This window comes from Streptomyces odonnellii (genome assembly GCF_000981895.1).
Lineage (GTDB): Bacteria > Actinomycetota > Actinomycetes > Streptomycetales > Streptomycetaceae > Streptomyces > Streptomyces odonnellii.
The window spans coordinates 1-22,552 of sequence record NZ_LATD01000305.1; the positions used below are offsets into that span (position 1 = coordinate 1).

A 22,552-nucleotide genomic window follows, 5' to 3' on the forward strand; every position below is an offset into this window, starting at 1 on the left:
CCTGGACGCGGCGCTGGGCCCGGGGGCCGGTGCGCGGTGGGGGGAGTTCCTGGGGCGGGCCAGGGACGCCTGGGACCGCTCGCGCCGGCCGCTGCTCGAAGAGCCGCTGTGGGAGGACTGGCAGGTGCTCGGGGGCGATCCGTATCCGGCGGTGCGGCAGCGGCGGCTGCTGCGCGGGGCGCGCCGGGCCGCCACGGTCGCGGAGATCGGTGTCTGGGAGCTGGCGGATCCCCGGCTGGCCGCGCTGTTGGACGGGTACGCCCTGTCGTACGGGCTCGATCCGCGCCACACCCCGGCGAGCGCTGCCCTGCTCCCGTATCTGGAGCAGACATTCGGAAGCTGGTATGTGCGGGGCGGGATGCGGGAGTTGGCCCGCGCGGTGTACGAACGGTGCCTGGCGCGGCGGGTGGAGTTCGTCTTCGGGGCGGAAGTGACGCGGATCGCCGAGAAGGACGGTGCGGCGACCGGCATCGAGCTGGCCGACGGCACGGTCGTGGCGGCCGACCGGGTCGTGGCGGGCATCGCGCCGGAGCGGCTGGTGGAGCGCGAGCTGCTGTGGGGGGACGGCGGGATACCGCCCCGGGAGCCGGGCGGCGGCGTGGTGCCCGGCCGGTTCACCGTGCTGCTGGCGCTGCGCGGCGCGCGGGACGCGGACGCCGTACACCGGACGGTGGTGCACTCCCCGGACGGCGGCGCGGAGGCGGCCGAGGTCTTCGCGGGCCGGACCGCGCGGCGGCCCACGGTCACGGTTCTGCGGCCGGACGACCCGGGGACGCGGCCCGACGAGGACCATGAGGCGGTCACGCTCACCGCGACGGTCGCCCCGCACGGCCCGGTCGACTGGGCGGGCGGAGCGCTGCGCGAGCGGTACGCGGATGTGCTGGTGGCCGCGGCGGAGGCCGCCGTGCCGGGGATCGCGGAGCGGCTGGTACGGCGCTGGATACGGACGCCCGCTGAGACGGCAGCGGAGACGGGCGCGGACGGCGGCTCGGTACCGGCACCCGCGCTGGCCGGGGCGGGCGGCCGGATGCTGCGCCCGGCGAACACCACAGGGCTGTCCGGGCTGTATCTGGCGGGCGGCTGGGCACATCCGGGCGGCGGGCCGGCCCATGCGGGGATGTCGGGGGCGCTGGTGGCCGGTCTGATCGTGGAGGGGCCGGACTTCCGGGGTTCGCAGTGAGGCGGGATTCGCAGTGACGCGAACGAGGCGGGGGGGGGGACCGCGGTGTGAGGCAGAGGCAAGGGCAGAGGCAGGGCCGACAGACCTGACAGGCCGTCAGTACCACTGCTCGTCAGCAGCACTGCCCCTCAGTAGCGGTACTGCTCACCGTAGTTGGGGTCGTAGCCCGGCTGGTGGGGCTGGTCCTCCGGCACCGGCGGGGCCTGCCCGGCCTCGCGCTGCTGCGGGACCCAGACGCCGCCCGGCGGGGTCTCCGCGGCGTACTGCTGGCCGCTGTACGGGTCGGTGTACTGCTGCTGGCCGCCGAAGCTGTCGTACGAGCCGTATTGCTGGCCGCCGTTGGCCGGGTCGGCGGCATACGGGTCGGAGTAGCCGGGGTACTGCTGCTGCCCCGTGTACGGATCGGCGTACTGCTGCTGCGCGTAGACGTCCTGGCCGGTGTAGGGGTCCTGGCTCGCATAGGTGTGCTCGCCGGAGTGGCCCGGCTGGTAGGCGTCCTGGCCCTGGCCCTGGTAGGCGTCGTGCCCCGGGTAACCGCCCTGTGCCGCGTAGTCGCCCTGGTCGGCCGGCTGCTGCTGGTAGCCGGGGTAGGCGTCGTAGCCGCCGCCCCAGCCGTTCGGGTCGGGCTGCTGCTGAGGCCGGCCCTGACCGTCCGGGTCGTGGGCGGTGGCGTCGTACCCGTTGTAGTCGTTGTAGACGCCGTACTGCCCGGTGTCGTCGGGCAGCGGCTCCGGCTCGTAGACCGCGGTGGTGTCCATGGCCGCGGCCACCGGCGCCGGCGGCTCCGGCGCTTCGGCCGCCTCCACCGGTTCGTACTCGAGATCCGTGACTTCCAGGGACGGGTCGCGGTCGGCGTCCGCCCGGCCGTTCTCCTTCCGGCGGCGGCTGCTGGCCCCCGGACTGCCGCCTATCGCCCAGCCGGTGGAGAAGCCACGGCGGAACGAGAGCGTCACATAGGTCTGGCCGACCGCGAACGCGACCGCGCCCAGGGCGATCACGAAGACGGAGGGCAGCAGGACACCGAGGACCACACCCATGAATCCGAAGAAGGCGAGCAGCCGCCATCGCAGTCGCGCCTTGTACTGGAGCAGCACCTCGCCCAGCAGCCACAGGGCCACGATGCCGAATGCGATGTAGAGGACCGTCCAGCCCATGCCCGCCCCTCTCCTTCGGCCACCCGCCCGGGACAGGGCGGGTACGACCGGTCACGACTGCTGGTGCAGTCCGAGATTCTCGTAGATTTCGAGCGTTGCGGTGGAGTTGTTGAGGGTGATGAAGTGCAAGCCGGGAACACCCTCGGAGAGCAGCCGCGCGCAGAACTCCGTTGCGAACTCGATGCCAATGGAGCGTACAGCGGCGGGATCGTCCTTGACGGAGAGGATCCGCTCTTTCAGTCCGGCCGGGAAGACCGCGGTGCTGAGCTTCGGCAGCCGCTCCAGCATTCCCACGCTGGTGACCGGCATGATCTCGGGAATGATCGGGGTCGCGCAACCGGCGGCACCGACCCGGTCACGAAGCCTCAGATATCCCTCCGCTTCGAAGAACATCTGAGTGATCGCGTAATCGGCACCGGCGTGGCACTTGTCCACGAAGTGTCGGATGTCGGTGTCCCAGTCGGGGGAGCGCGGATGCATCTCGGGGAAGGCGGCCACCCCGACGCAGAAGTCGCCGGACTCCTTGATGAGCCTGACCAGTTCGGCGGCATACCGCACACCTTGGGGGTGTTTGACCCACTCCCCCATGGGATCACCGGGCGGGTCGCCCCGTACGGCAAGGATGTTGCGGATCCCGGCATCGGCGTACTGGCCGACCATATTGCGCAGTTCGGCGACGGACTGGCCGACGGCCGTGAGATGCGCGACCGGGGTGAGCGTGGTGTCGGAGGCGATCCGTTCCGTGGCCCTGACCGTGCCGTCCCGGGTGGAGCCGCCCGCGCCGTAGGTCACCGAGACGAAGCTCGGCGCCACCGCTTCGACCCGGCGCAGCGCGTTCCAGAGATTCCGCTCGCCCTTCTCGGTCTTGGGCGCCCAGAACTCGAAAGAGAACGATGTCTTGCCGGTCGCGAGCAGATCACGCACGGTCAGTGCGTGATCCGATCTGGTCGAAGCGGTGCCGGAGGCCATACGGGCAGGTTATCGAGGGTGCAGCGGTCACCCAACCGGGCGGGGGTCATTTGCCCGGATTGAGGGGCGATTGTCGTCAGACCCGCTCCCGTACGCGCTTGGCCAGGGACGCCGTCGCCGCGGCCGGGTCGTCGGCCTCGGTGATGGCCCGTACGACCACGACGCGGCGGGCGCCCGCGTCCAGCACCTGGTCGAGATTGGCCGCGTCGATACCGCCGATCGCGAACCACGGCCGGTCCGTGCCCAGCGCCGCCGTATGCCGTACGAGCCCGAGCCCCGGCGCGTGACGGCCGGGCTTGGTCGGCGTGGGCCAGCACGGTCCCGTACAGAAGTAGTCCACACCGGGCTCGACGGCGGCGGCTTCCGCCTCGGCCTCGGCATGCGTGGAGCGGCCGATCAGCGGGGCGTCGCCGAGGATCGCGCGGGCGGCGGGGACGGGCAGATCGCCCTGTCCGAGATGGAGGACGTCGGAGCCGATGGCATGCGCCACATCAGCGCGGTCGTTGACGGCGAGCAGGGCGCCATGGCGGCGGCAGGCGTCCGCGAAGACCTGGAGGTGCTCCAACTCCTCGGCCGCCTCCATGCCCTTGTCCCTGAGCTGCACGATGTCCACACCGGACGCCAGCACGGCGTCGAGGAACTCCGGGAGGTCCCCCTGCCTCTTCCGGGCGTCCGTGCAGAGATACAGCCGGGCGTCGGAGAGCGGCGCGCGGGCCTCGGGCATGGGAATTCCCCCCGTCGGGTCGGCGGTGTGCGGAGGCGCCGGGACCGTGGGACGGCCGCCGGGGCGCCGCCGCACACCGCGAGTGATGATGGGTCGATCAGACGGCGAGCGCCTGGGCCCGGCGCTTCACCTCCGTACCGCGATTCTCCCCGAGGGCCTGCGCGGGCGTGCCGGGCAGGGTCGGGTCGGGGGTGAAGAGCCATTCGAGCATCTCTTCGTCGGTGAAGCCGTCGTCCCTCAGGAGCGTCAGGGTCCCGGCGAGACCCTTGACGACCTTGTTGCCGTCGACGAAGGCGGCAGGCACCTGGAGTGTCTTGTTCTCGCCCCGGCGTACGGCGATGAGCTGGCCTTCCTTCACCAGCTGCCGCACACGCGTCACCTCGACATCGAGCGCTTCCGCGATGTCGGGCAGGTGGAGCCAGGCGGGGACGAGAGCATCGATCTTTGCGTCAATCTCGGTCACACGACAAGCGTGCCATCCCGGACTGACAGACGCCACGAACCGGCTCCGGCCGGGGCAGCCCGCACGAACCGCCCCCGCGCCGGGCCGACGGCACAGACCGCCCCGGCACGACGGCCCGCGCGGCCCCGGACGGCTGCGTCTCAGAGCGCGGCCTTCCGCAGTGGTACGGACGGGTCGGCGGCGAGCGCCGGGTCCAGCCGGGTGCCCGCCTCGATCAGTTTGCGCCCCTGCGCCAGATCGCGGGGCCTGCCGACCGCGAGCAGCGCCACCAGCACCCCGTCCCGCAGCCACACCACCGACCAGGCGGCCTCCGCCGGACTGCCGCGCCACACCAGGGTGTCCGCCGCCGAGTGATGCCCCGCGTACTGGACGAACCGGCCGAACTGCTCCGACCAGAAGTACGGCACCGGGTCGTAGATCTGCTCGTTCTCGCCTACGGCCTGAGCGGCGACCGTACGCGGCCCTTGGAGCGCGTTGTCCCAGTGGTGGACGAGCAGCCGCTCGCCGTAGCGGGCTGAGGGGAAGGACGCGCAGTCGCCGACCGCGTACACATCGGGCAGCGAGGTCGCGAGCCGCTCGTCGGCGACGACCGCCCCGTCCGGGCCCAGCTCGATTCCGGAACCCGTCAGCCAGTCGGTCGTGGGCCGCGCGCCTATGCCCACCACCACGGCCTCGGCCGAGAGCCGCCGGCCGTCCGCGAGGACCACCGCGCCCGGCTCGACTGCGGCGACCCGGGCGCCCGTGAGCAGTTCGGCGCCGCTCTCCGCGTACCAGTCCGCCATCGGCGCCGCGACCTCGGCCGGCAGGGCGCCGGGCAGCGGCCGGTCCGCCGCCTCCACGACCGTCACGGCGCACCCGGCCGCGCGGGCCGCCGTGGTGAACTCCGCACCGATCCACCCCGCGCCGACGACCACGGTCCCGGCCCCCCGGTCCAGTACGGGCCGCAGCGCCTCGGCGTCGTCCAGGGTGCGCAGCAGATGGACACCGGGCATGCCCGCGGTGCCCGGCAGGGCGACCGGCTCGGCACCGGTGGCGATGACCAGCAGGTCGTACGGCACGGGCCCGGCCCCGGTGTCGACCTCCCGCGCGGCGGGGCGCAGTCCGGTCACCTCCACCCCGAGTCTCAGCTCGACGGCGAGCGCCGCGAAGTCGATGTCGTACGCCGGGCTGTCCGCCGTGCCCAGCAGCACCGCCTTGGAGAGCGGCGGCCGGTCGTACGGCGGGTGGCGCTCGGCGCCGATCAGGGTGACCGGCCCCGCGTACCCCTTCTCGCGCAGGGCCACGGCGGTCTGCACCCCCGCCATGCCCGCGCCGACGATGACGACGCCCGGCCGCGCCCGATCCGCCCGCCGCGCCGGGAGTTCCCGCTGCCTCTGCTGCTCGCTCACCCGATCACCATATGCAGCCGGTCAACCGCCGGGCGTACCCGGCCGGACCTCCCGGGCCCCCGGCGCGGCCTTACCGCGTGGCGGGCCGCGCGTTAGTCTGGCCGGTGACACTACCTCGCGGGAGTCCGGACGCACCGGACTGAGAGGGAGGCTGGAGCGGCCTCCGACCGTACGAACCTGATCCGGGTCATGCCGGCGAAGGGAGGGGCTGGACGCCCATGCAGTCACCCCATCCGTCATCCCATCCGCAGTCACCCCATCCGCAGTCATCTCACCGGGGAACGGGGAGCGGTTCCGACGTCCTGGTCATCGGCGGCGGAATCATCGGCCTGGTCACCGCCTGGCGGGCCGCGCAGCGCGGGCTGAGCACCGCCGTCGCCGACCCCTCTCCGGGCGGCGGCGCCGCGCGGGTCGCGGCGGGCATGCTCGCCGCCGTCACCGAACTCCACCATGGCGAACAGGTCCTGCTGCGGCTCAACATGGCCTCCGCGGAGCGCTATCCGGACTTCGTGGCCGAGCTGGAGGAGGCCGGCGGCCAGGAGACCGGCTACCGCGCCAGCGGCACGCTCGCCATCGCCCTCGACACCGACGACCGCGCCGAGCTGCGCGAACTGCACGACCTCCAGCGCCGCTCGGGGCTGGCCTCCGAGTGGCTCACGGGGCGCGAATGCCGGCGCCTCGAACCGATGCTCGCGCCGGGGGTGCGCGGGGGCCTGCGGGTGGACGGCGACCACCAGATCGATCCCCGCCGGCTGGCCGCGGCGCTGGTAACGGCGTGCGAGCGGGCCGGGGTGGTCTTCCACCGGACGTCGGCCCAACGGCTCTCGGTCGTACGGGACCGGGCCGCCGGCGCGGTACTGGCCGACGGGCGCGTGCTGGGCGCGGACCAGGTGGTGCTGGCCGCCGGCAGTCTGAGCGGGCGGCTGGACGGCGTACCGCACGAGATCCGGCCGCCGGTACGGCCCGTCAAGGGCCAGGTGCTGCGGCTGACCGTGCCACGGGCGTACGCACCGTTCCTGACCAGGTCGGTACGGGCGGTGGTGCGCGGCAGCCATGTCTATCTGGTGCCGCGCGAGAACGGCGAGCTGGTGATCGGCGCCACCAGCGAGGAGCAGGGCTGGGACACGACGGTGACCGCGGGCGGGGTGTACGAATTGCTGCGCGACGCGCATGAACTCGTCCCCGGCATCACCGAGCTGCCGCTCACCGAGACCCTCGCCGGGCTGCGCCCCGGCTCTCCGGACAACGCGCCGCTGCTGGGACCGACCGCGCTGCCGGGACTGCATCTCGCGACCGGCCACTACCGCAACGGGGTGCTGCTCACGCCGGTCACCGGCGATGTGCTGGCGGAGGCGCTGACCACCGGCGAACTCCCCGAACTGGCCCGGCCGTTCACCCCGCGCCGCTTCACCCCCGTACCGCAGGACCTCACCTCCGTACCACGGGAGCTGACCGTATGAGCATCTCCGTCCGTGTGTCCGTCTCCGTGAACGGCGAGGCGCGCGACCTCGCCATGGGCACCACACTCGACGTCCTGGTAGCCACGCTGACCCCCGCGCCCTCGGGTGTCGCGGCCGCCGTCAACGAGACGGTGGTGCCACGGGGCCGCTGGGCCGGGACGGTGCTCGGCGAGGGCGACCGGGTGGAAGTCCTCACCGCGGTCCAGGGGGGCTGAGCGGGGATGGCGGACGACCGGTTCACCATCGGCTCCACCGTGCTGGGATCCCGGCTGATCATGGGAACGGGCGGGGCGCCGAGCCTCGGCGTACTGGAACGGTGCCTGGCCGCCTCCGGCACCGAGCTCACCACCGTCGCGATGCGGCGCCTCGACCCCACGGTCCAGGGGTCCGTCCTGTCCGTGCTCGACTCGCTCGGGATCCGTGCCCTGCCCAACACGGCGGGGTGCTTCACGGCGGGTGAGGCGGTGCTCACGGCGCGGCTGGCGCGTGAGGCACTCGGTACGGACTGGATCAAGCTGGAGGTGGTCGCGGACGAGCGGACGCTGCTGCCGGATCCGGTCGAGCTGCTGGACGCGGCGGAGACGCTGGTCGACGACGGGTTCACGGTGCTGCCCTATACGAACGACGATCCCGTGCTCGCCGGAAAGCTGGAGGATGTGGGCTGCGCGGCGATCATGCCGCTGGGATCGCCGATCGGCTCCGGGCTCGGGATCCGCAACCCGCACAACTTCGAGCTGATCGTGGAGCGGGCGGGGGTGCCGGTGATCCTGGACGCGGGGGCGGGTACGGCGTCGGACGCGGCGCTCGCGATGGAGCTGGGGTGCGCGGCGGTGATGCTGGCGTCGGCGGTGACGCGGGCGCGGGAGCCGGTGCTGATGGCGGAGGCGATGCGGCACGGGGTGGAGGCGGGGCGCCTGGCGTACCGCGCGGGCCGGATCCCGCGCCGCCACTTCGCCCACGCGTCGTCCCCGGCGGAGGGCATGCCGGCGTGGGATCCGGAGCGACCGGCGTTCTCGTAGCCGGCACCCGGTGCCGGGCGTTCGCCCGGCACCGCCGGGCCCGCCGCCGGAGGCGTGACTCGTAGACTCAAGGGGTGGACACGACCCTTCACGATCCCATCGTCGGGCAGGTGCTCGACGGGCGTTACCGCGTGGACGCCCGTATCGCCGTCGGCGGCATGGCCACCGTCTACCGGGCCGTTGACACCCGTCTCGACCGGGTGCTCGCGCTCAAGGTCATGCATCCCGCCCTCGCCGCCGACGTCACGTTCGTGGAGCGGTTCATCCGGGAGGCCAAGTCCGTGGCGCGGCTGGCGCATCCCAATGTGGTCGCGGTGTTCGACCAGGGCGCGCAGGGGGCCTACGTCTATCTGGCGATGGAGTACGTCGCGGGGTGCACGCTCCGTGACGTACTGCGGGAGCGGGGTGCGCTCCAGCCACGGGCCGCGCTGGACATTCTGGAGCCCGTGCTCGCCGCGCTCGGGGCCGCGCACCGCGCCGGGTTCGTCCACCGGGACATGAAGCCGGAGAACGTGCTGATAGGGGACGACGGCCGGGTCAAGGTCGCCGACTTCGGGCTCGTACGGGCCGTGGGCGATGTCACCAACACGACCGGCACCGTCCTCGGCACCGTGTCGTATCTCGCGCCCGAGCAGATCGAGTACGGCACCTCCGACCCCCGGGTCGACGTGTACGCCTGCGGGGTCGTCCTCCACGAGATGCTGACCGGCGCCAAGCCGCACTCCGGGGACACCCCCGCGCAGGTGCTCTACCGGCATCTGAACGAGGACGTTCCCGCGCCGTCGGCCGCCGTTCCCGGGCTCGCCGTCGAGCTGGACGAGCTGGTCGCGGCGGCCACCGCCCGCAATCCGGACCTGCGCCCGCACGACGCGGTCGCGCTGCTCGCCAGGACCCGCGAGGCCCGCGCCCCGCTCAGTGACGCGCAGCTCGACGCAGTGCCGCCCGGGGCCAGGACCCAGGAGGAGGCCGGGGCGAACCACCGTACGGCCGTGATCCCGCGCCCCGCCGTGCACCGCACCAGCCGGCTGGAGATGCCTCCGCCGGGCCGCCCGGACCGGCCGGACCGGGCATGGTCGTGGCGCGCGCCGCGCCGGGGGATCGTCGCGGCCGTCGTCGCCGTACTGCTGGTGCTCGGGGTCGGGACCGGTGTCTGGTACATCAACTCCGGCCAGTTCACCCGCGTCCCCTCGCTCCTCGGCCAGACCGAGCAGGAGGCCAAGCGGCGCCTGGCCGACGCCGGGCTCGAAGCCAGGGTCACCAAGGACTTCAGCGAGACCTTCGACCGCGGCACCGTCATGCGCAGCGATCCCGCGCCCCTCGCCCGGATCCGTGGCGACGGCCCGGTGACCCTCGTCGTCTCGCGCGGCCCGGAGACCGTCCGGGTCCCGGATCTGACGGGCATGCCCCTCGCCCAGGCGCGGCGGGCGCTGACCAAGGCCGGACTGGCCGCCGGGGTGGTCAGCCGGGAGTTCGACGAACAGACCGCCCAGGGCTCCGTGCTGAGTTCGGCGCCGGAGGCCGGGACATCCGTACGCCCGGATTCCGGGGTCGCCCTCGTGGTGAGCAAGGGCAGCCCGGTCGACATGCCCGATGTCACCGGGGAGTCGGTGGACGACGCCACCGCCGAGCTGGAGGAGGCGGGCCTCAGGGTCAGGATCGCCGCCGTACGGGTGAACTCCCCCGAGGACGAGGGCTCGGTCGCCCGGCAGTCCGCCGCCGAGGGCTCACAGCTCGCCCGTGGCGACACCGTCACGCTGACGGTCTCGAAGGGCCCTCGGATGATCCCCGTACCGGATGTCGTCGGCGAGAAGACCGACAAGGCCAGGAGCGTGCTGGAGGCGGCCGGTTTCGTGGTCGAGGTCGACCGCGGCTTCCCGTTCCTGGACGACACCGTGGCCGAGCAGTCGGTCGACGCGGGTGACGAGGCGCCGGAGAACAGCACCATCACCATCACGACCAAGGGGCTCTAGCGGCCATGCGCAACCCTGTCGGCGGCCATGTCCCCGTGGCCGGCGGCCTCGCGACGACGGGTCTGGCGTACGCGCGCGACCTTGACGCCGAGACCGTCCAGGTCTTCGTCGCCAATCCGCGCGGCTGGGCGACGCCCACCGGGAATCCCGCGCAGGACGAACGGTTCCGCGCGGAGTGCGAGGCCGGCGGGATCTCGGCGTATGTGCACGCCCCGTATCTGATCAACTTCGGTTCGCACACCGCGGCGACCGCCGAGCATTCGGTGCTGTCCCTGCGGCACAGCCTGCGCAGGGGCCGGGCGATCGGTGCGCGGGGCGTCGTGGTGCACACGGGCTCGGCGACCGGCGGCCGTACCCGAGAGGTGGCGCTCGCGCAGGTACGGGAGCGGATGCTGCCGCTCCTCGACGAGCTGACGCATGACGACGACCCGTATCTGCTGCTGGAGTCGACGGCCGGACAGGGTTTCTCGCTCTGCTCGCGGACCTGGGACTTCGGCCCGTACTTCGAGGCGCTCGACTCCCATCCGAAACTGGGCATATGCCTGGACACCTGCCATGTGTTCGCGGCCGGTCACGATCTGGCGGGCCCGCACGGGATGCGGCAGACGCTGGATCTGCTGGTGGGTACGGTCGGCGAGGGCCGGATCAAGCTGATCCACGCCAATGACTCCAAGGACGTGGTCGGCGCGCACAAGGACCGGCATGTGAACATCGGGGCCGGGTGGATCGGCGAGGAGCCCTTCCGCGAGCTGTTCTCGCATCCGGCGACCGAGAACGTACCGCTGGTGATCGAGACGCCCGGCGGCAAGGAGGGTCAGGCGGCGGACATCAGGCTGCTGAAGAAACTGCGCGACGGCTGACCGCGCCCGTCCGGGCCGGCGGCCGGTGCCGTGCCGGCGGCCGGTGCCGTGCCGGGAGGCGCGCTACAGCTCCGGGCCGTCCCCCGGCAGTTCCTGGTACGAGTAGCGCTGTTCGGCCCAGGGGTCGCCGACGTTGTGATAGCCGCGCTCCTCCCAGAAGCCCCGGCGGTCGGCGGTCATGTACTCGACGCCCCGGACCCACTTGGGCCCCTTCCAGGCGTACAGATGCGGTACGACCAGCCGCACCGGAAAACCGTGCTCGGCGGTGAGCAGCTCGCCGTCCTTGTGGGTGGCGAAGATCGTACGGTCCGAGGCGAAGTCCGCGAGCCGCAGATTCGAACTGAAGCCGTACTCGGCCCAGACCATCACATGCGTGACGGCGGGCCCCGGCGGTGCCAGGTCCAGCAGCGTACGGGCCGGGACCCCGCCCCATTCGGCGCCCACCATGCTGAACTTCGTCACACAGTGCAGATCGGCGACGACGGTGGAGAACGGCAGCGCCGAGAACTCCTCGTGGGTCCAGCAGTGCTTGTCGCCGTCCGCGGTGGCGCCGAAGACCCGGAGTTCCCAGCGGTCCGGTCTGAACTTCGGTACGGGTCCGTAGTGGGTCACCGGCCAGCCTCGCTGGAGGCGCTGCCCCGGTGGCAGCCGGGCCTGATCCGGCTCTCGATACTCCCGGCTCTCCGGCTGACCCATGCCCTCCATGGTGACAGACGGGCGAGGGTGGTCATGACCAGGTCGGACCGATTCCGGCAATTACTGATAAGCATGTATTTATTAGCACCCGCCCGGAAGGAGTCTCCGCGATGCAGGGCGACCCCGAGGTCATCGAATTCCTCAACGAGCAGCTCACGGCCGAGCTGACCGCGATCAACCAGTACTTCCTGCACGCGAAGATGCAGGAGCACTTCGGCTGGACGAAGCTCGCCGCCCACACCAGGGCCGAGTCGTTCGACGAGATGCGGCACGCGGAGCTGCTGACCGACCGGATTCTCTTTCTGGAGGGCCTGCCCAACTACCAGCGGCTCTTCCATGTGCGGGTGGGGCAGACGGTGACGGAGATGTTCCAGGCCGACCGCGAGGTGGAGGTGGAGGCGATCGACCGGCTCAAGCGCGGGATCGCGGTGATGCGGGCCGCGTCGGACCACACGTCCAAGCGGATCTTCGAGTCGATCCTCGCGGACGAGGAGGACCACATCGACTATCTCGACACCCAGCTCGACCTGGTCGGAAAGCTGGGCGAGGCGCTGTACATCGCCCAGGTCATCAAACAGCCGGACAGCTAAGTCCTGTCCGGCTCAGGCCTAAGCAGCCTCGGCCAGGACCTCATCGGCCGGAGCCACAGCGGACGTGGCCCCGGTCAGGGCCGCGGGGACCTCGGCGGGCTCGCCCAGCAGCTCCCGGCGCGGGCAGCCGGCGCCCCGGCCGAGGATCGACTGGATACGGCGTACGCATGAGCCGCAGTCGGTACCGGCCTTGCTGACCGACGCGATCCGGCGCGGTGTGCACGCCCCCGCGTCCGCGTGCGCCCTCACCTCCGTCTCGGTGATGCCGAAGCAGGAGCAGACGTACACGCGGTTCACCTCCCGGTGGAACGGTCGATCGGGCCGCCCCTCCAGTTGGTGAGGCCAGGCTGACCTTACCTTCCATTTCCGGCCGGCAGAAGGCCGGAAAGCGTCGGTGGGGCGCGGATCACATCGATCCGCGCCCCACCGTGCGAAAGCCGCTTCCGGCAGGCCGCTCCTACTGGTCGCGGTACATCTCGGCGACCAGGAACGCCAGGTCCAGCGACTGGCTGCGGTTGAGCCGGGGGTCGCAGGCCGTCTCGTACCGCTGGTGCAGATCGTCGACGAAGATCTCGTCGCCGCCGCCCACGCACTCGGTGACATCATCACCGGTCAGCTCGACATGGATACCGCCCGGGTGGGTGCCCAGGCCCTTGTGGACCTCGAAGAAGCCCTTGACCTCGTCCAGCACGTCGTCGAAGCGCCGGGTCTTGTGGCCCGAGGCCGCCTCGAAGGTGTTGCCGTGCATCGGGTCCGTCACCCAGGCCACCGCGGCCCCGGACGCCGTGACCTTCTCGACCAGCGCGGGCAGCTTGTCCCTGACCTTGTCCGCGCCCATCCGGACGACGAAGGTCAGCCGGCCGGGCTCGCGCTCGGGGTCGAGCCGGTCGATGTAGGTGAGCGCCTCGTCGACCGTGGTGGACGGGCCGAGCTTGATCCCGATCGGGTTCCTGATCCGCGAGGCGAACTCGATGTGCGCGCCGTCCAGTTGGCGGGTGCGCTCACCGATCCACACCATATGGCCCGATACGTCGTACAGCCCGCCGGTACGGGAGTCGACCCGGGTCAGCGCCGACTCGTAGTCCAGCAGCAGCGCCTCGTGCGACGCGTAGAACTCGACCGTGCGGAACTCGGCCGGGTCGGTGCCCGCCGCCTTCATGAAGTTCAGCGCGTTGTCGATCTCGCGGGCGAGCTGCTCGTACCGCTGGCCCGAGGGGGACGACTTCACGAAGTCCTGGTTCCAGGCGTGCACCTGGCGCAGATCGGCGTAGCCGCCGGTGGTGAAGGCGCGGACCAGATTGAGGGTCGCGGCGGACGCGTGGTACATCCGCTTCAGCCGCTCGGGGTCCGGGATCCGGGCCTTCTCGTTGAAGTCGAAGCCGTTGACCGAGTCGCCGCGGTACGACGGCAGGGTCACGCCGTCGCGGGTCTCGGTGCTCTTGGAGCGCGGCTTCGAGTACTGCCCGGCGATCCGGCCGACCTTCACCACGGGCACGGCCGCCGCGTAGGTGAGGACCGCGCCCATCTGAAGCAGGGTCTTCAGCTTGTTACGGATCTGGTCCGCGGAGACCGCGTCGAACGCCTCGGCGCAGTCGCCGCCCTGGAGCAGGAACGCCTCGCCCCTGGCGACCGCCCCGAGCCTGGCACGGAGCTGGTCGCACTCGCCCGCGAAGACGAGCGGCGGATAGCCCTCCAGCTCCGCCACGACCCCACGCAGGGCGTCCTGGTCCGGATACTCCGGCTGCTGGGCTGCGGGCAGGTCTCGCCAGGACGGCTCGTAGGTCGCGGAGTTCTCAGCGCTCACTGTCACGCGTGCAAGATTACGTGGTCGCGCGGCGCGGTACCGGCGGCTCTCACAGTATGGAACGTGAACCTTTGTCCTCCCCGCCCTGCTCAGGCGCCCCGTGCGCGCGGACTCGTCCGTCCCGGTGCGTTCAAGACTCATACGCGAGGCCCATACGTCCGGGCTCCCGCGTTCCATGCGCTAGGGTGCCTGCCATGCTCGCGCTTTCGCATCAGACCTGGTGGTGGACCGCTCGTCCGGCGGCCCACTGATTCAGCGCGCAGCACGAATCGCAAAGGCCGCCCGAGGGGCGGCCTTCAGTCTTTTCCGGGCCGGTGGCGGACCGGGGAGAAAGCGGCCGTTCCTCCTCTCCCTCTCCGGAAGGAACACCGCAGATGCCCGAGAATCCGCTCGACCGCCTCACCCGCGACGACTGTCCGCCCTTCGCCCTGCTGCGCCGCCGCACTCCCGGCCGGGCCCATGACACCGTGGAGCTGCTGATCGGCCCGGTGCACGAGGCCGCCCGGCTCGCCGACCTCCCCTCCGGCGACACCCCCGCGCTCGCCCTGGTGCCCTTCCGGCAGATCAGGGAGCGTGGCTTCGACGTACGGGACGACGGGACACCACTGTCCGTGCTGGTCGCGGACGAGTCGTACGAACTGCCGCTCGCCGACGTGCTCGACCGGCTGCCGGCCCACGCGGTACGGGTCGAGGACGGCGCGTTCGATCTCGACGACGAGCGGTACGGGGAGACCGTACGGCGGGTCATCGAGGACGAGATCGGCCGGGGCGAAGGGGCCAACTTCGTCATCCGGCGCACCTTCGAGGGCCGGATCCCCGGATTCTCCCGGGCCGACGCCCTCGCCCTCTTCCGGCGGCTGCTCGCCGGTGAGCGGGGCGCGTACTGGACCTTCGTCGTCCACACCGGGGAGCGCACCCTGGTCGGGGCGAGCCCCGAGGTCCATGTCCGGATGAGCGGCGAGACGGTGGTGATGAACCCGATCAGCGGGACCTTCCGCTATCCGCCCGGCGGGCCGGCCCCGGAAGCGCTGCTGGACTTCCTGGGCGACCGCAAGGAGACCGACGAGCTGTCCATGGTCGTCGACGAGGAACTGAAGATGATGTGCACGGTCGGCGACCGGGGCGGGGTGGTGATCGGGCCCCGGCTCAAGGAGATGGCGCATCTCGCGCACACGGAGTACGAGTTGCGGGGGCGGTCCTCGCTCGATGTGCGCGAGGTGCTCAAGGAGACGATGTTCGCCGCGACGGTCACCGGCTCGCCCGTGCAGAACGCCTGCCGGGTCATCGAACGCCATGAGGCCGGCGGGCGCGGCTACTACGGCGGCGCGCTCGCGCTGATCGGCCGCGACGCGGGCGGCACGCAGACGCTCGACTCGCCCATTCTGATCCGTACCGCGCACATCGGCCGCGACGGCGGGCTGCGGGTGCCGGTCGGCGCGACGCTCGTACGCCACTCACGGCCGGAGAGCGAGGTGGCCGAGACGCACGCCAAGGTGGCCGGGGTGCTGGTGGCGCTGGGCGTACGGCCCGGTCGGCCGCACGACACGTCCGAGCGTCCGCGTCTCGCCGACGATCCGCGGGTACGGGCGGCGCTGGACGCGCGGCGGGCGGACCTGGCGCCGTTCTGGCTGCGGATGCGGACCGATTCCGCCGATTCCGCGCCCCTCGCCGGGCATGCCCTGGTCGTGGACGGCGAGGACACCTTCACGGCGATGCTGGCGCATCTGCTGCGGTCCACGGGTCTGGAGGTGTCGGTACGGCGGTACGACGAGCCGGGCCTGCGCGAGCGGGCACTCGGGCACGAGGGCCCGGTGGTCCTGGGCCCCGGCCCCGGCGACCCCGGGGACCCGTCCGACCCGAAGATGCGGCTGCTGCGCTCCCTCACGGCCGGCCTGCTGAGCGGGCGCCGGCCGCACGGGCTGCTCGGTGTCTGCCTCGGCCATGAGCTGATCGCGGCGGAACTGGGCCTGGAGATCGTGCGGAAACGGGTCCCGTACCAGGGCGCCCAGACGAGGATCGACCTGTTCGGGCACGAGGAGACGGTCGGCTTCTACAGCAGCTTCACGGCCCGCTGCGACGACGCCGCCGTGGCGGCACTGGCGGCGGACGGCGTGGAGGTCGGCCACGACGGCGCGGAGGTCCACGCCCTGCGGGGCCCGGGCTTCGCCTCGGTCCAGTTCCACCCGGAATCGGTGCTGACCCTGAACGGCCCGAGGATCGTGGGGCAACTCCTGACGGCGGTAACGGCCCGTACGTAGGACCCGCGGGGCCGTCCTCAATCGCCGGACGGGCTGACTTTTCGGCCTGCGGCCGGAGCGCAGTGCAAGGCAGGCGCGCGCTGGATGGGAGCCCGGCGCCGGACCTGGCGGTTCCGTCCTCGATCGCCGGACGCGGGGGCGCATTTCCAGCCCCCCGGCGCCGCCCAGCCAGATCAAGCCCGTCCGGCGATTGAGGACGAACCGGCCTGCCGGGCGGGCCCGGCGCCCGCCCCGGACCCGGACCCGGCTAGCCGAAGAAGACGCTCACCTCTTCGTACAGTTCCGGCTGCACCGTCTTGAGCTGGGCCGTCGCCTCGGCGATCGGCACCCGTACGATGTCCGTCCCCCGCAGCGCCACCATCTTCCCGAAGTCCCCGTCCCGCACCGCGTCGATCGCGTGCAGGCCGAAGCGGGTCGCCAGCCAGCGGTCGAAAGCGCTCGGGGTGCCGCCGCGCTGGACATGGCCCAGGACCGTCGTCCTGGCCTCCTTGCCCGTACGGCGCTCGATCTCCTTGGCCAGCCACTCGCCGACGCCCGACAGCCGGACATGCCCGAACGAGTCCAGCGTGCCGTCCTTCAGGACCAGATCGCCGTCCTTCGGCATCGCGCCCTCCGCGACGACCACGATCGGCGCGTACGACGCCTTGAACCGCGAGGTCACCCAGGCACACACCTGCTCGACGTCGAAGCGCCGCTCCGGGATCAATATGACGTTCGCGCCGCCGGCCAGCCCGGAGTGGAGCGCTATCCAGCCCGCGTGACGGCCCATCACCTCGCAGACCAGGACACGCATATGGGATTCGGCGGTGGTGTGCAGCCGGTCGATCGCCTCGGTGGCGATACCCACCGCGGTGTCGAACCCGAACGTGTAATCCGTGGCGGACAGATCGTTGTCGATGGTCTTCGGCACTCCGACGCACGGGATGCCGAACTCGTCGTACAGTCGCGCCGCCACCCCCAGCGTGTCCTCGCCGCCGATCACGATCAGCGCGTCGACCCCGTGCGCGGCGAGGGTCTCCCTGATCCGGCGGACCCCGTCCTCCGCCTTGAGCGGATTGGTGCGGGAGGAGCCGAGGATGGTGCCGCCGCGCGGCAGGATGCCCCGCACCGCGGGGATGTCGAGCCGTACGGTGTCGTCGTCCAGCGGGCCGCGCCAGCCGTCCCTGAACCCGGTGAACTCGTACCCGTACTCCTGGACGCCCTTGCGTACGATCCCGCGGATGACCGCGTTCAGCCCGGGGCAGTCGCCGCCCCCGGTCAGTACTCCGACTCGCATGGAAAGCACTTCCCTTCGCCGTCGGTGGGGTACCCGGGCCACAGGCGGGGTGACTCAGGTCACTTCGGCATGGTGCGCGGGAGGCGTCACGTTGCACCAGGGGCCGGACCGAGGTGGTTTCACCGGATCCGCCGGGACGGCCGGTTCCGGTGTGTCCGGGGCCGGTTCGGGCGTGCGTCGCGAGGTCTCGGGCGGCAGTCTCAGATGTCGTCGAGGCCGCGTTCGATCGCGTAACGGACCAGTTCCACCCTGTTATGCAATTGTAGCTTTCCAAGGGTGTTCTGCACGTGGTTCTGCACCGTCCGGTGGGAGATGACCAGGCGCTCCGCGATCTGCTTGTACGAGAGTCCCTTGGCGACCAGCCGCAGGACCTCGGTCTCCCGGTCGGTCAGCCGGGGCGCCTTGGGCTCGTCCGCGGCGGCGGGCACGGGCTCGGAGGCGAGCCTCCGGTACTCGCCGAGCACCAGGCCCGCGAGGCCGGGGGTGAAGACCGGGTCGCCCTCGGCGGTGCGGCGCACGGCGTCGGTCAGCTCTTCCGTACTGGCCGACTTGAGCAGATAGCCGGTGGCGCCGGACTTCACCGCCTCCAGCACATCGGCGTGCTCGCCGCTGGCGGAGAGCACCAGCACCCGGAGCCCCGGGGTGGAGCCGACCAGTTCCTTGCAGACCTGGACGCCCGGCATCCCGGGCAGATTGAGGTCGAGGACGAGCACCCGGGGGGTGGTCGCCCGTGCGCGGCGCACCGCCTGCGGGCCGTCCCCGGCTGTGGCGACGACCACAAAACCGGCCGCCTCCAGATCGCGGGCGACCGCGTCCCGCCACATGGGGTGGTCGTCGACGACCATCACCCTGATCGGCCCGTCCGCGCTGCCCGAGCCGTCCGGGCTATCCGTTCTGTCCGTGCCGCTGTCCGTGCTTTTCGAGGCCGCCGCGTCTGCTGTGCGGTCTGTGTTCGGCTCGCTCATCGTTCCGCCTTCCCCCGTACCTCTGGTGCCCGCGGTGCCCGTGGAACCCGCAGTTCGACTTCCGTGCCCTGGCCCGGCACCGAGATCAGCTCGGCCGTGCCTCCCAGCTCGCGCAGCCGGCCCCGGATCGACAGGGCGACACCGAGGCGCCCCTCCCCTTCGGCCTGGGCGAGCCGTCCGTCCGGAATGCCGGGGCCGTCGTCCCTGACGGTCACGATCACTTCCTCCGGCCAGTCCTCAACGAGGATCCAGGCGCGGGCATCGGCGCCCGCGTGTCTGCGGACATTGTCCAGGGCGGCGCCGACAGCGGCCGTCAGCTCCCTGGCCGCCGCCGGTGCCAGCAGTACGGGGGCGCCGGGCTCGGCGAAGGTGACCTTCGGGCCGGTGTACGGGGCGAGCAGCGAGCGCAGATCGCACGGTCCCTGATCGCCGTCCGGCCCGCCGTCGCGCTCTTCCGTATGTACGGCCGTACCCGGCGCGGCGGCCCCGGAGACGTCTTCGGAGGCGTCCTCGGGGGCGCGGACCGCGGTGACGAGTCCGCTGGAGACCAGGGTGCGCAGGGCGATCTCCTGCTCCCCGGCCAGCCGGCCCAGCTCGGCGGCCTCGCCGCCCAGCGCCGTACCGCGCCGCTGCACCATGGCCAGCACCTGGAGCACGCTGTCATGGATGTCCCGGGCCAGCCGCTCCCGTTCCCGGGTCGCGGCCTCGATCTTCAGGGCGCGCGCGAGGGTGCGTTCGGAGGCGCGGGCGACCTCGACGACATAGCCGATGGCGATGGAGGCGACCCAGACGAGCAGCACATTGTGGAGGGTGTCCCGGCTGGGGTGGCCGCGCTCCACCAGATTGGCCGCCGCGACGAAGGAGGACGCGACGCCGGCCCAGCGCCAACCGCCCTTGATCGCGAAGGCGAGGACCGAGCCCGCGGTCCATATCGACGGCAGGGTGGGCCCGTCGATCTGCTGGGCGTCCGTGTCGGCGAGCGGGGTGAGCAGGATGCCGGCGAGCGCGACGGTGAGATCGGCGACCAGGAAGCGCTTGGTGCAGTTCTCGGCGTTCGCGACCCGGGGCAGCGTGGCGAGGGTCCAGATGGCCAGGAAGACGAGGAAGCCCTCGGCGATCCAGGGGCGTTCGAAGCGCTCGGGGTCGAGGACGAAGATCAGGATCGCGTAGAACATCGTGAGGGGCCGGTAGAAGGACAGCGCCCGCCAGAGCGGCTGCTCGACCGACATTCGCCGTTCCCCGCGCGGCGCGGCGCGTCTCCAGCGCGCGACGAGGCCGCGCTTCCAAGGTCCCGCGACGCCCTGCTTCCAGCGGGCCGCGAACCCGTGCCGACGGTCGATGGTCCTCTCCCCCCTGTGAACCTTCCCCCGGTGGATCCACCCCTCGTGGATCACTCGCCGCCGGAGCCCGCAGCCTTTGCCCGTTCGGCGAGTTGGCGCTTGGCCGCCGTCGCGTAGATGTCCACGTACTCCTGGCCCGAGAGCTTCATGATCTCGTACATGACCTCGTCGGTCAGCGAGCGCAGGATGAAACGGTCGCCCTCCAGGCCCTGGTACCGGCTGAAGTCCAGCGGCTTGCCGATCCTTATCCCGGGCCGCATCAGCTTGGGCATGACCTGGCCGGGCGGCTGGATCTTCTCGGTGTCGATCATGGCGACGGGGATCACGGGCGCGCCGGTCGCCAGCGCCACCCGCGCCAGTCCGCCGGGCTTGCCGCGGTAGAGGCGGCCGTCGGGCGAGCGGGTGCCCTCGGGGTAGATACCGAAGAGTTCACCGCGCTCGATGACCTTGATCCCGCTCTGGATCGCGGCCTCGCCCGCGCCGCGCGCGCCCGAGCGGTCCACCGGAAGCTGGCCGACGCCCTTGAAGAAGGCGGCGGTGAGCCGGCCCTTGATGCCGGGCGAGGTGAAGTACTCGGCTTTCGCGATGAAGGTGACCTTCCGGTCGAGAACGGCCGGCAGGAAGAACGAGTCGGAGAAGGAGAGATGGTTGCTCGCGAGGATCGCGGGACCCTCGGCAGGAATGTTCCCGAGGCCCTCCACCCAGGGCCTGAAGGCGAGCTTCAACGACCCTCCGATGGAGAACTTCATCGCACCGTAGATCAACTCGAATGCCTCCTGTCGCGCTGTCGGACAGACCTTAACGCGTGGCGGGCGGGCGCCGCCCTTCCGCTCCTGTCCGGCTCGTACCCGGCCCCGTCCGGCTGTTTTCCACAGGGGCCGGACGGATCTGGTCGGTGTCGGTCCGGTCGCGTACGGTGAAGTACACCTTCCGAACCTCACGAACAGGAGACCCCGGTGCCGGTCCTTCCAGGAGCCGAGCCGTACCGCCATGAGGGCGGCGAGGTCGGCGTCCTTCTCTGTCACGGATTCACCGGTTCCCCACAGTCGTTGCGCCCCTGGGCCGAGCATCTCGCCGGGCACGGGCTCACCGTGTCCCTGCCGCTGCTCCCCGGCCATGGCACCCGCTGGCAGGACATGCAGCTCACCGGCTGGCAGGACTGGTACGCGGAGGTGGACCGGGCGCTGCGGGAGCTGCTGGAGCGGTGCGGCCAGGTCTTTGTCGCCGGGCTCTCGATGGGCGGGACGCTGGCGCTGCGCCTCGCCGCGAAGCACGGCCCTTCGGTCAGCGGGGTCATGGTGGTCAACCCCGGGATCGCGACGCATGGCGCGGCCTCCCATCTCCTGCCGGTCGTCCGCCACTTGGTGCCGACGGTCAAGGGGCTCGCGGGCGACATCGCCAAGGAGGGGGTCACGGAGCTGGGGTACGACCGGGTGCCGCTGCACGCGGCGTACTCCCTGCGGAATTTCTTCGGTCTGGTGGACGGGGCGCTGCCCCAGGTGACCCAGCCGCTGTTGCTGCTGCGCAGCCCGCGGGACCATGTCGTACCGCCGGAGGACTCGGCCAGGATCCTGAGCCGGGTCTCGTCGCGGGATGTTCGTGAGGTCCTGTTGGAACAGAGCTACCACGTAGCGACGTTGGACCATGACGCGGAGCGGATTTTCGAGGAGAGTCTCGCGTTCATCGGCCGCCTCGCTCCGAGAGTCGTCCGGCAGAAGGGGAGCACCAGCGGTGGCTGAGCATGACGCGGACCGGGAGCCGCAGCCGATCGACGAGGACGCGGCCTGGGCGGCCATCGTCGCGGGGTACGGGGAGGAGCCGGCGGATCCGCCGGGTGCGAAGCCGTTCAAGTCGGTGGACGATCTGGCCCTGCTGGAGAGCGAGAAGAACAGCTCGGGGCAAGGGTCCGGATCCGAGCCGGAATCAGCGGGTCCGCCCCCGGGGTCCGCACCCGAGAAGGACACCGAGGGCATAAAGAACACGGACGACGGGAAGCCCGTTCTGGGCGGCTCGGTCGTCTTCGCGCCCGGGGTCGGCGGCGGGGGTCCGCGCGACTACTCCGTGCAGGAGCCGCGGGAGGAGGACTTCGACGAGGGCGACGAGGGGCATTTCGTACCGCCCGAGCCGCCGCCGCTGCCCGAGGCCGATGTGACGGCCAAGTTCGCCTGGCTCGCGGTGGTCGGCGGCCCGGTGCTGATGCTGATCGCCGTGCTGCTGCAGTGGGACATGACCTGGTGGCTGACGACGCTCTGTGTGGGCGGCTTTCTGGGCGGCTTCGCCACACTGGTGGCGCGGATGCAGCAGGGCGACGAGGAGGACGACGACCCGGGCCGTGGCGCGGTCGTCTGAGCCGCGCGGATCAGGGGCGGCCGGGGGTACGGGGAGGGCGGGGACGGGGGCAGGCGGTTCGGCGACAGGGCCCAGGCCGGACAGGGC

At 71.7% G+C, this 22,552-nt stretch carries 22 protein-coding genes and 1 riboswitch; of the genes, 10 read left to right on the forward strand and 12 right to left on the reverse strand.

Annotated elements, in window-relative coordinates; genetic code table 11:
• Positions 1-1,180 (forward strand): phytoene desaturase family protein (locus tag WH07_RS26145; RefSeq protein ID WP_046504909.1); only part of this gene is annotated, 1,180 nt, incomplete at its 5' end.
• Between the two features lie 128 nt (positions 1,181-1,308).
• Here the strand turns inward: WH07_RS26145 and WH07_RS26150 are convergent.
• The 5 genes from WH07_RS26150 to WH07_RS26170 form a co-directional block, all read right to left on the reverse strand.
• Entirely contained in the window at positions 1,309-2,334 is a 1,026-nt protein-coding gene (locus WH07_RS26150; RefSeq protein ID WP_046504910.1) for a chromosomal replication initiator protein DnaA, read from the reverse strand.
• Positions 2,335-2,385: 51 nt separating this feature from the next.
• Positions 2,386-3,303: a methylenetetrahydrofolate reductase [NAD(P)H] gene (gene metF / locus WH07_RS26155; protein WP_046504913.1), complete on the reverse strand. Its 918-nt coding sequence runs from the start codon at positions 3,301-3,303 to the stop codon at positions 2,386-2,388.
• A 76-nt stretch (positions 3,304-3,379) separates the two neighbouring features.
• Positions 3,380-4,027, reverse strand: coding sequence for a thiamine phosphate synthase (gene thiE / locus WH07_RS26160; RefSeq protein WP_046504915.1), 648 nt, complete (start codon positions 4,025-4,027; stop codon positions 3,380-3,382).
• 97 nt (positions 4,028-4,124) lie between these two features.
• Positions 4,125-4,490, reverse strand: coding sequence for an Rv2175c family DNA-binding protein (locus WH07_RS26165; protein WP_046504918.1), 366 nt, complete (start codon positions 4,488-4,490; stop codon positions 4,125-4,127).
• A 140-nt stretch (positions 4,491-4,630) separates the two neighbouring features.
• Positions 4,631-5,878, reverse strand: a complete 1,248-nt coding sequence (locus WH07_RS26170) for an NAD(P)/FAD-dependent oxidoreductase (RefSeq protein WP_046504921.1) — start codon at positions 5,876-5,878, stop codon at positions 4,631-4,633.
• A gap of 107 nt (positions 5,879-5,985) precedes the next feature.
• A riboswitch (TPP riboswitch) is annotated at positions 5,986-6,099 on the forward strand.
• Between WH07_RS26170 and thiO the strand changes: the two genes are divergently transcribed.
• The 5 genes from thiO (at position 6,097) to WH07_RS26195 (ending at position 11,187) form a co-directional block, all read left to right on the forward strand.
• Complete coding sequence (thiO, locus tag WH07_RS26175; protein WP_046504923.1) at positions 6,097-7,338, forward strand: glycine oxidase ThiO; 1,242 nt, start codon at positions 6,097-6,099, stop codon at positions 7,336-7,338. (Overlaps the previous riboswitch by 3 nt.)
• On the forward strand, positions 7,335-7,553 hold the full coding sequence (gene thiS, locus WH07_RS26180) for a sulfur carrier protein ThiS (RefSeq protein ID WP_046504925.1): 219 nt from the start codon (positions 7,335-7,337) through the stop codon (positions 7,551-7,553). Before thiO ends, thiS begins: the two co-directional genes overlap by 4 nt.
• 6 nt (positions 7,554-7,559) lie before the next feature.
• A complete protein-coding gene (locus WH07_RS26185) occupies positions 7,560-8,357 on the forward strand; it encodes a thiazole synthase (RefSeq protein ID WP_046504928.1) in 798 nt (265 codons plus the stop codon).
• A gap of 74 nt (positions 8,358-8,431) precedes the next feature.
• Entirely contained in the window at positions 8,432-10,327 is a 1,896-nt protein-coding gene (gene pknB, locus WH07_RS26190; RefSeq protein WP_198533894.1) for a Stk1 family PASTA domain-containing Ser/Thr kinase, read from the forward strand.
• A gap of 5 nt (positions 10,328-10,332) precedes the next feature.
• Positions 10,333-11,187, forward strand: coding sequence for a deoxyribonuclease IV (locus WH07_RS26195; RefSeq protein WP_046504931.1), 855 nt, complete (start codon positions 10,333-10,335; stop codon positions 11,185-11,187).
• A 63-nt stretch (positions 11,188-11,250) separates the two neighbouring features.
• Here the strand turns inward: WH07_RS26195 and WH07_RS26200 are convergent, their stop codons facing one another.
• Complete coding sequence (locus tag WH07_RS26200) at positions 11,251-11,883, reverse strand: sulfite oxidase-like oxidoreductase (protein WP_046504933.1); 633 nt, start codon at positions 11,881-11,883, stop codon at positions 11,251-11,253.
• Positions 11,884-11,993: 110 nt separating this feature from the next.
• On the opposite strand from WH07_RS26200, the gene bfr reads away from it, so the two are divergent.
• Positions 11,994-12,473, forward strand: coding sequence for a bacterioferritin (gene bfr, locus WH07_RS26205; protein WP_046504935.1), 480 nt, complete (start codon positions 11,994-11,996; stop codon positions 12,471-12,473).
• A gap of 18 nt (positions 12,474-12,491) precedes the next feature.
• Here the strand turns inward: bfr and WH07_RS26210 are convergent, their stop codons facing one another.
• Both WH07_RS26210 and WH07_RS26215 read right to left on the reverse strand, forming a co-directional pair.
• Positions 12,492-12,770 carry a (2Fe-2S)-binding protein gene (locus WH07_RS26210; protein WP_046504940.1) on the reverse strand — a complete coding sequence of 93 codons (279 nt, stop codon included), beginning with the start codon at positions 12,768-12,770 and terminating at the stop codon, positions 12,492-12,494.
• A gap of 160 nt (positions 12,771-12,930) precedes the next feature.
• The gene (locus tag WH07_RS26215) at positions 12,931-14,283 is read right to left on the reverse strand and encodes a class II 3-deoxy-7-phosphoheptulonate synthase (protein WP_046504943.1); all 1,353 of its coding nucleotides are present in this window, start codon (positions 14,281-14,283) and stop codon (positions 12,931-12,933) included.
• Between the two features lie 368 nt (positions 14,284-14,651).
• Between WH07_RS26215 and WH07_RS26220 the strand changes: the two genes are divergently transcribed.
• The gene (locus tag WH07_RS26220; protein ID WP_046504946.1) at positions 14,652-16,535 is read left to right on the forward strand and encodes an anthranilate synthase family protein; all 1,884 of its coding nucleotides are present in this window, start codon (positions 14,652-14,654) and stop codon (positions 16,533-16,535) included.
• 247 nt (positions 16,536-16,782) lie between these two features.
• Here the strand turns inward: WH07_RS26220 and WH07_RS26225 are convergent, their stop codons facing one another.
• The 4 genes from WH07_RS26225 to WH07_RS26240 form a co-directional block, all read right to left on the reverse strand.
• Positions 16,783-17,811 (reverse strand): 6-phosphofructokinase, encoded by a 1,029-nt coding sequence (locus tag WH07_RS26225; protein WP_046504948.1) that lies wholly within the window; start codon positions 17,809-17,811, stop codon positions 16,783-16,785.
• Between the two features lie 200 nt (positions 17,812-18,011).
• Positions 18,012-18,656 carry a response regulator gene (locus WH07_RS26230; RefSeq protein WP_046504963.1) on the reverse strand — a complete coding sequence of 215 codons (645 nt, stop codon included), beginning with the start codon at positions 18,654-18,656 and terminating at the stop codon, positions 18,012-18,014.
• Between the two features lie 116 nt (positions 18,657-18,772).
• Positions 18,773-20,005: a MacS family sensor histidine kinase gene (gene macS, locus WH07_RS26235; RefSeq protein ID WP_046504950.1), complete on the reverse strand. Its 1,233-nt coding sequence runs from the start codon at positions 20,003-20,005 to the stop codon at positions 18,773-18,775.
• A 161-nt stretch (positions 20,006-20,166) separates the two neighbouring features.
• Positions 20,167-20,880: a lysophospholipid acyltransferase family protein gene (locus tag WH07_RS26240; protein WP_046504952.1), complete on the reverse strand. Its 714-nt coding sequence runs from the start codon at positions 20,878-20,880 to the stop codon at positions 20,167-20,169.
• Between the two features lie 192 nt (positions 20,881-21,072).
• On the opposite strand from WH07_RS26240, the gene WH07_RS26245 reads away from it, so the two are divergent.
• Both WH07_RS26245 and WH07_RS26250 read left to right on the forward strand, forming a co-directional pair.
• Positions 21,073-21,855: an alpha/beta hydrolase gene (locus tag WH07_RS26245; protein WP_046504954.1), complete on the forward strand. Its 783-nt coding sequence runs from the start codon at positions 21,073-21,075 to the stop codon at positions 21,853-21,855.
• Positions 21,848-22,465 (forward strand): hypothetical protein, encoded by a 618-nt coding sequence (locus tag WH07_RS26250; protein WP_046504957.1) that lies wholly within the window; start codon positions 21,848-21,850, stop codon positions 22,463-22,465. Before WH07_RS26245 ends, WH07_RS26250 begins: the two co-directional genes overlap by 8 nt.
• Positions 22,466-22,552 lie beyond the last annotated feature (87 nt).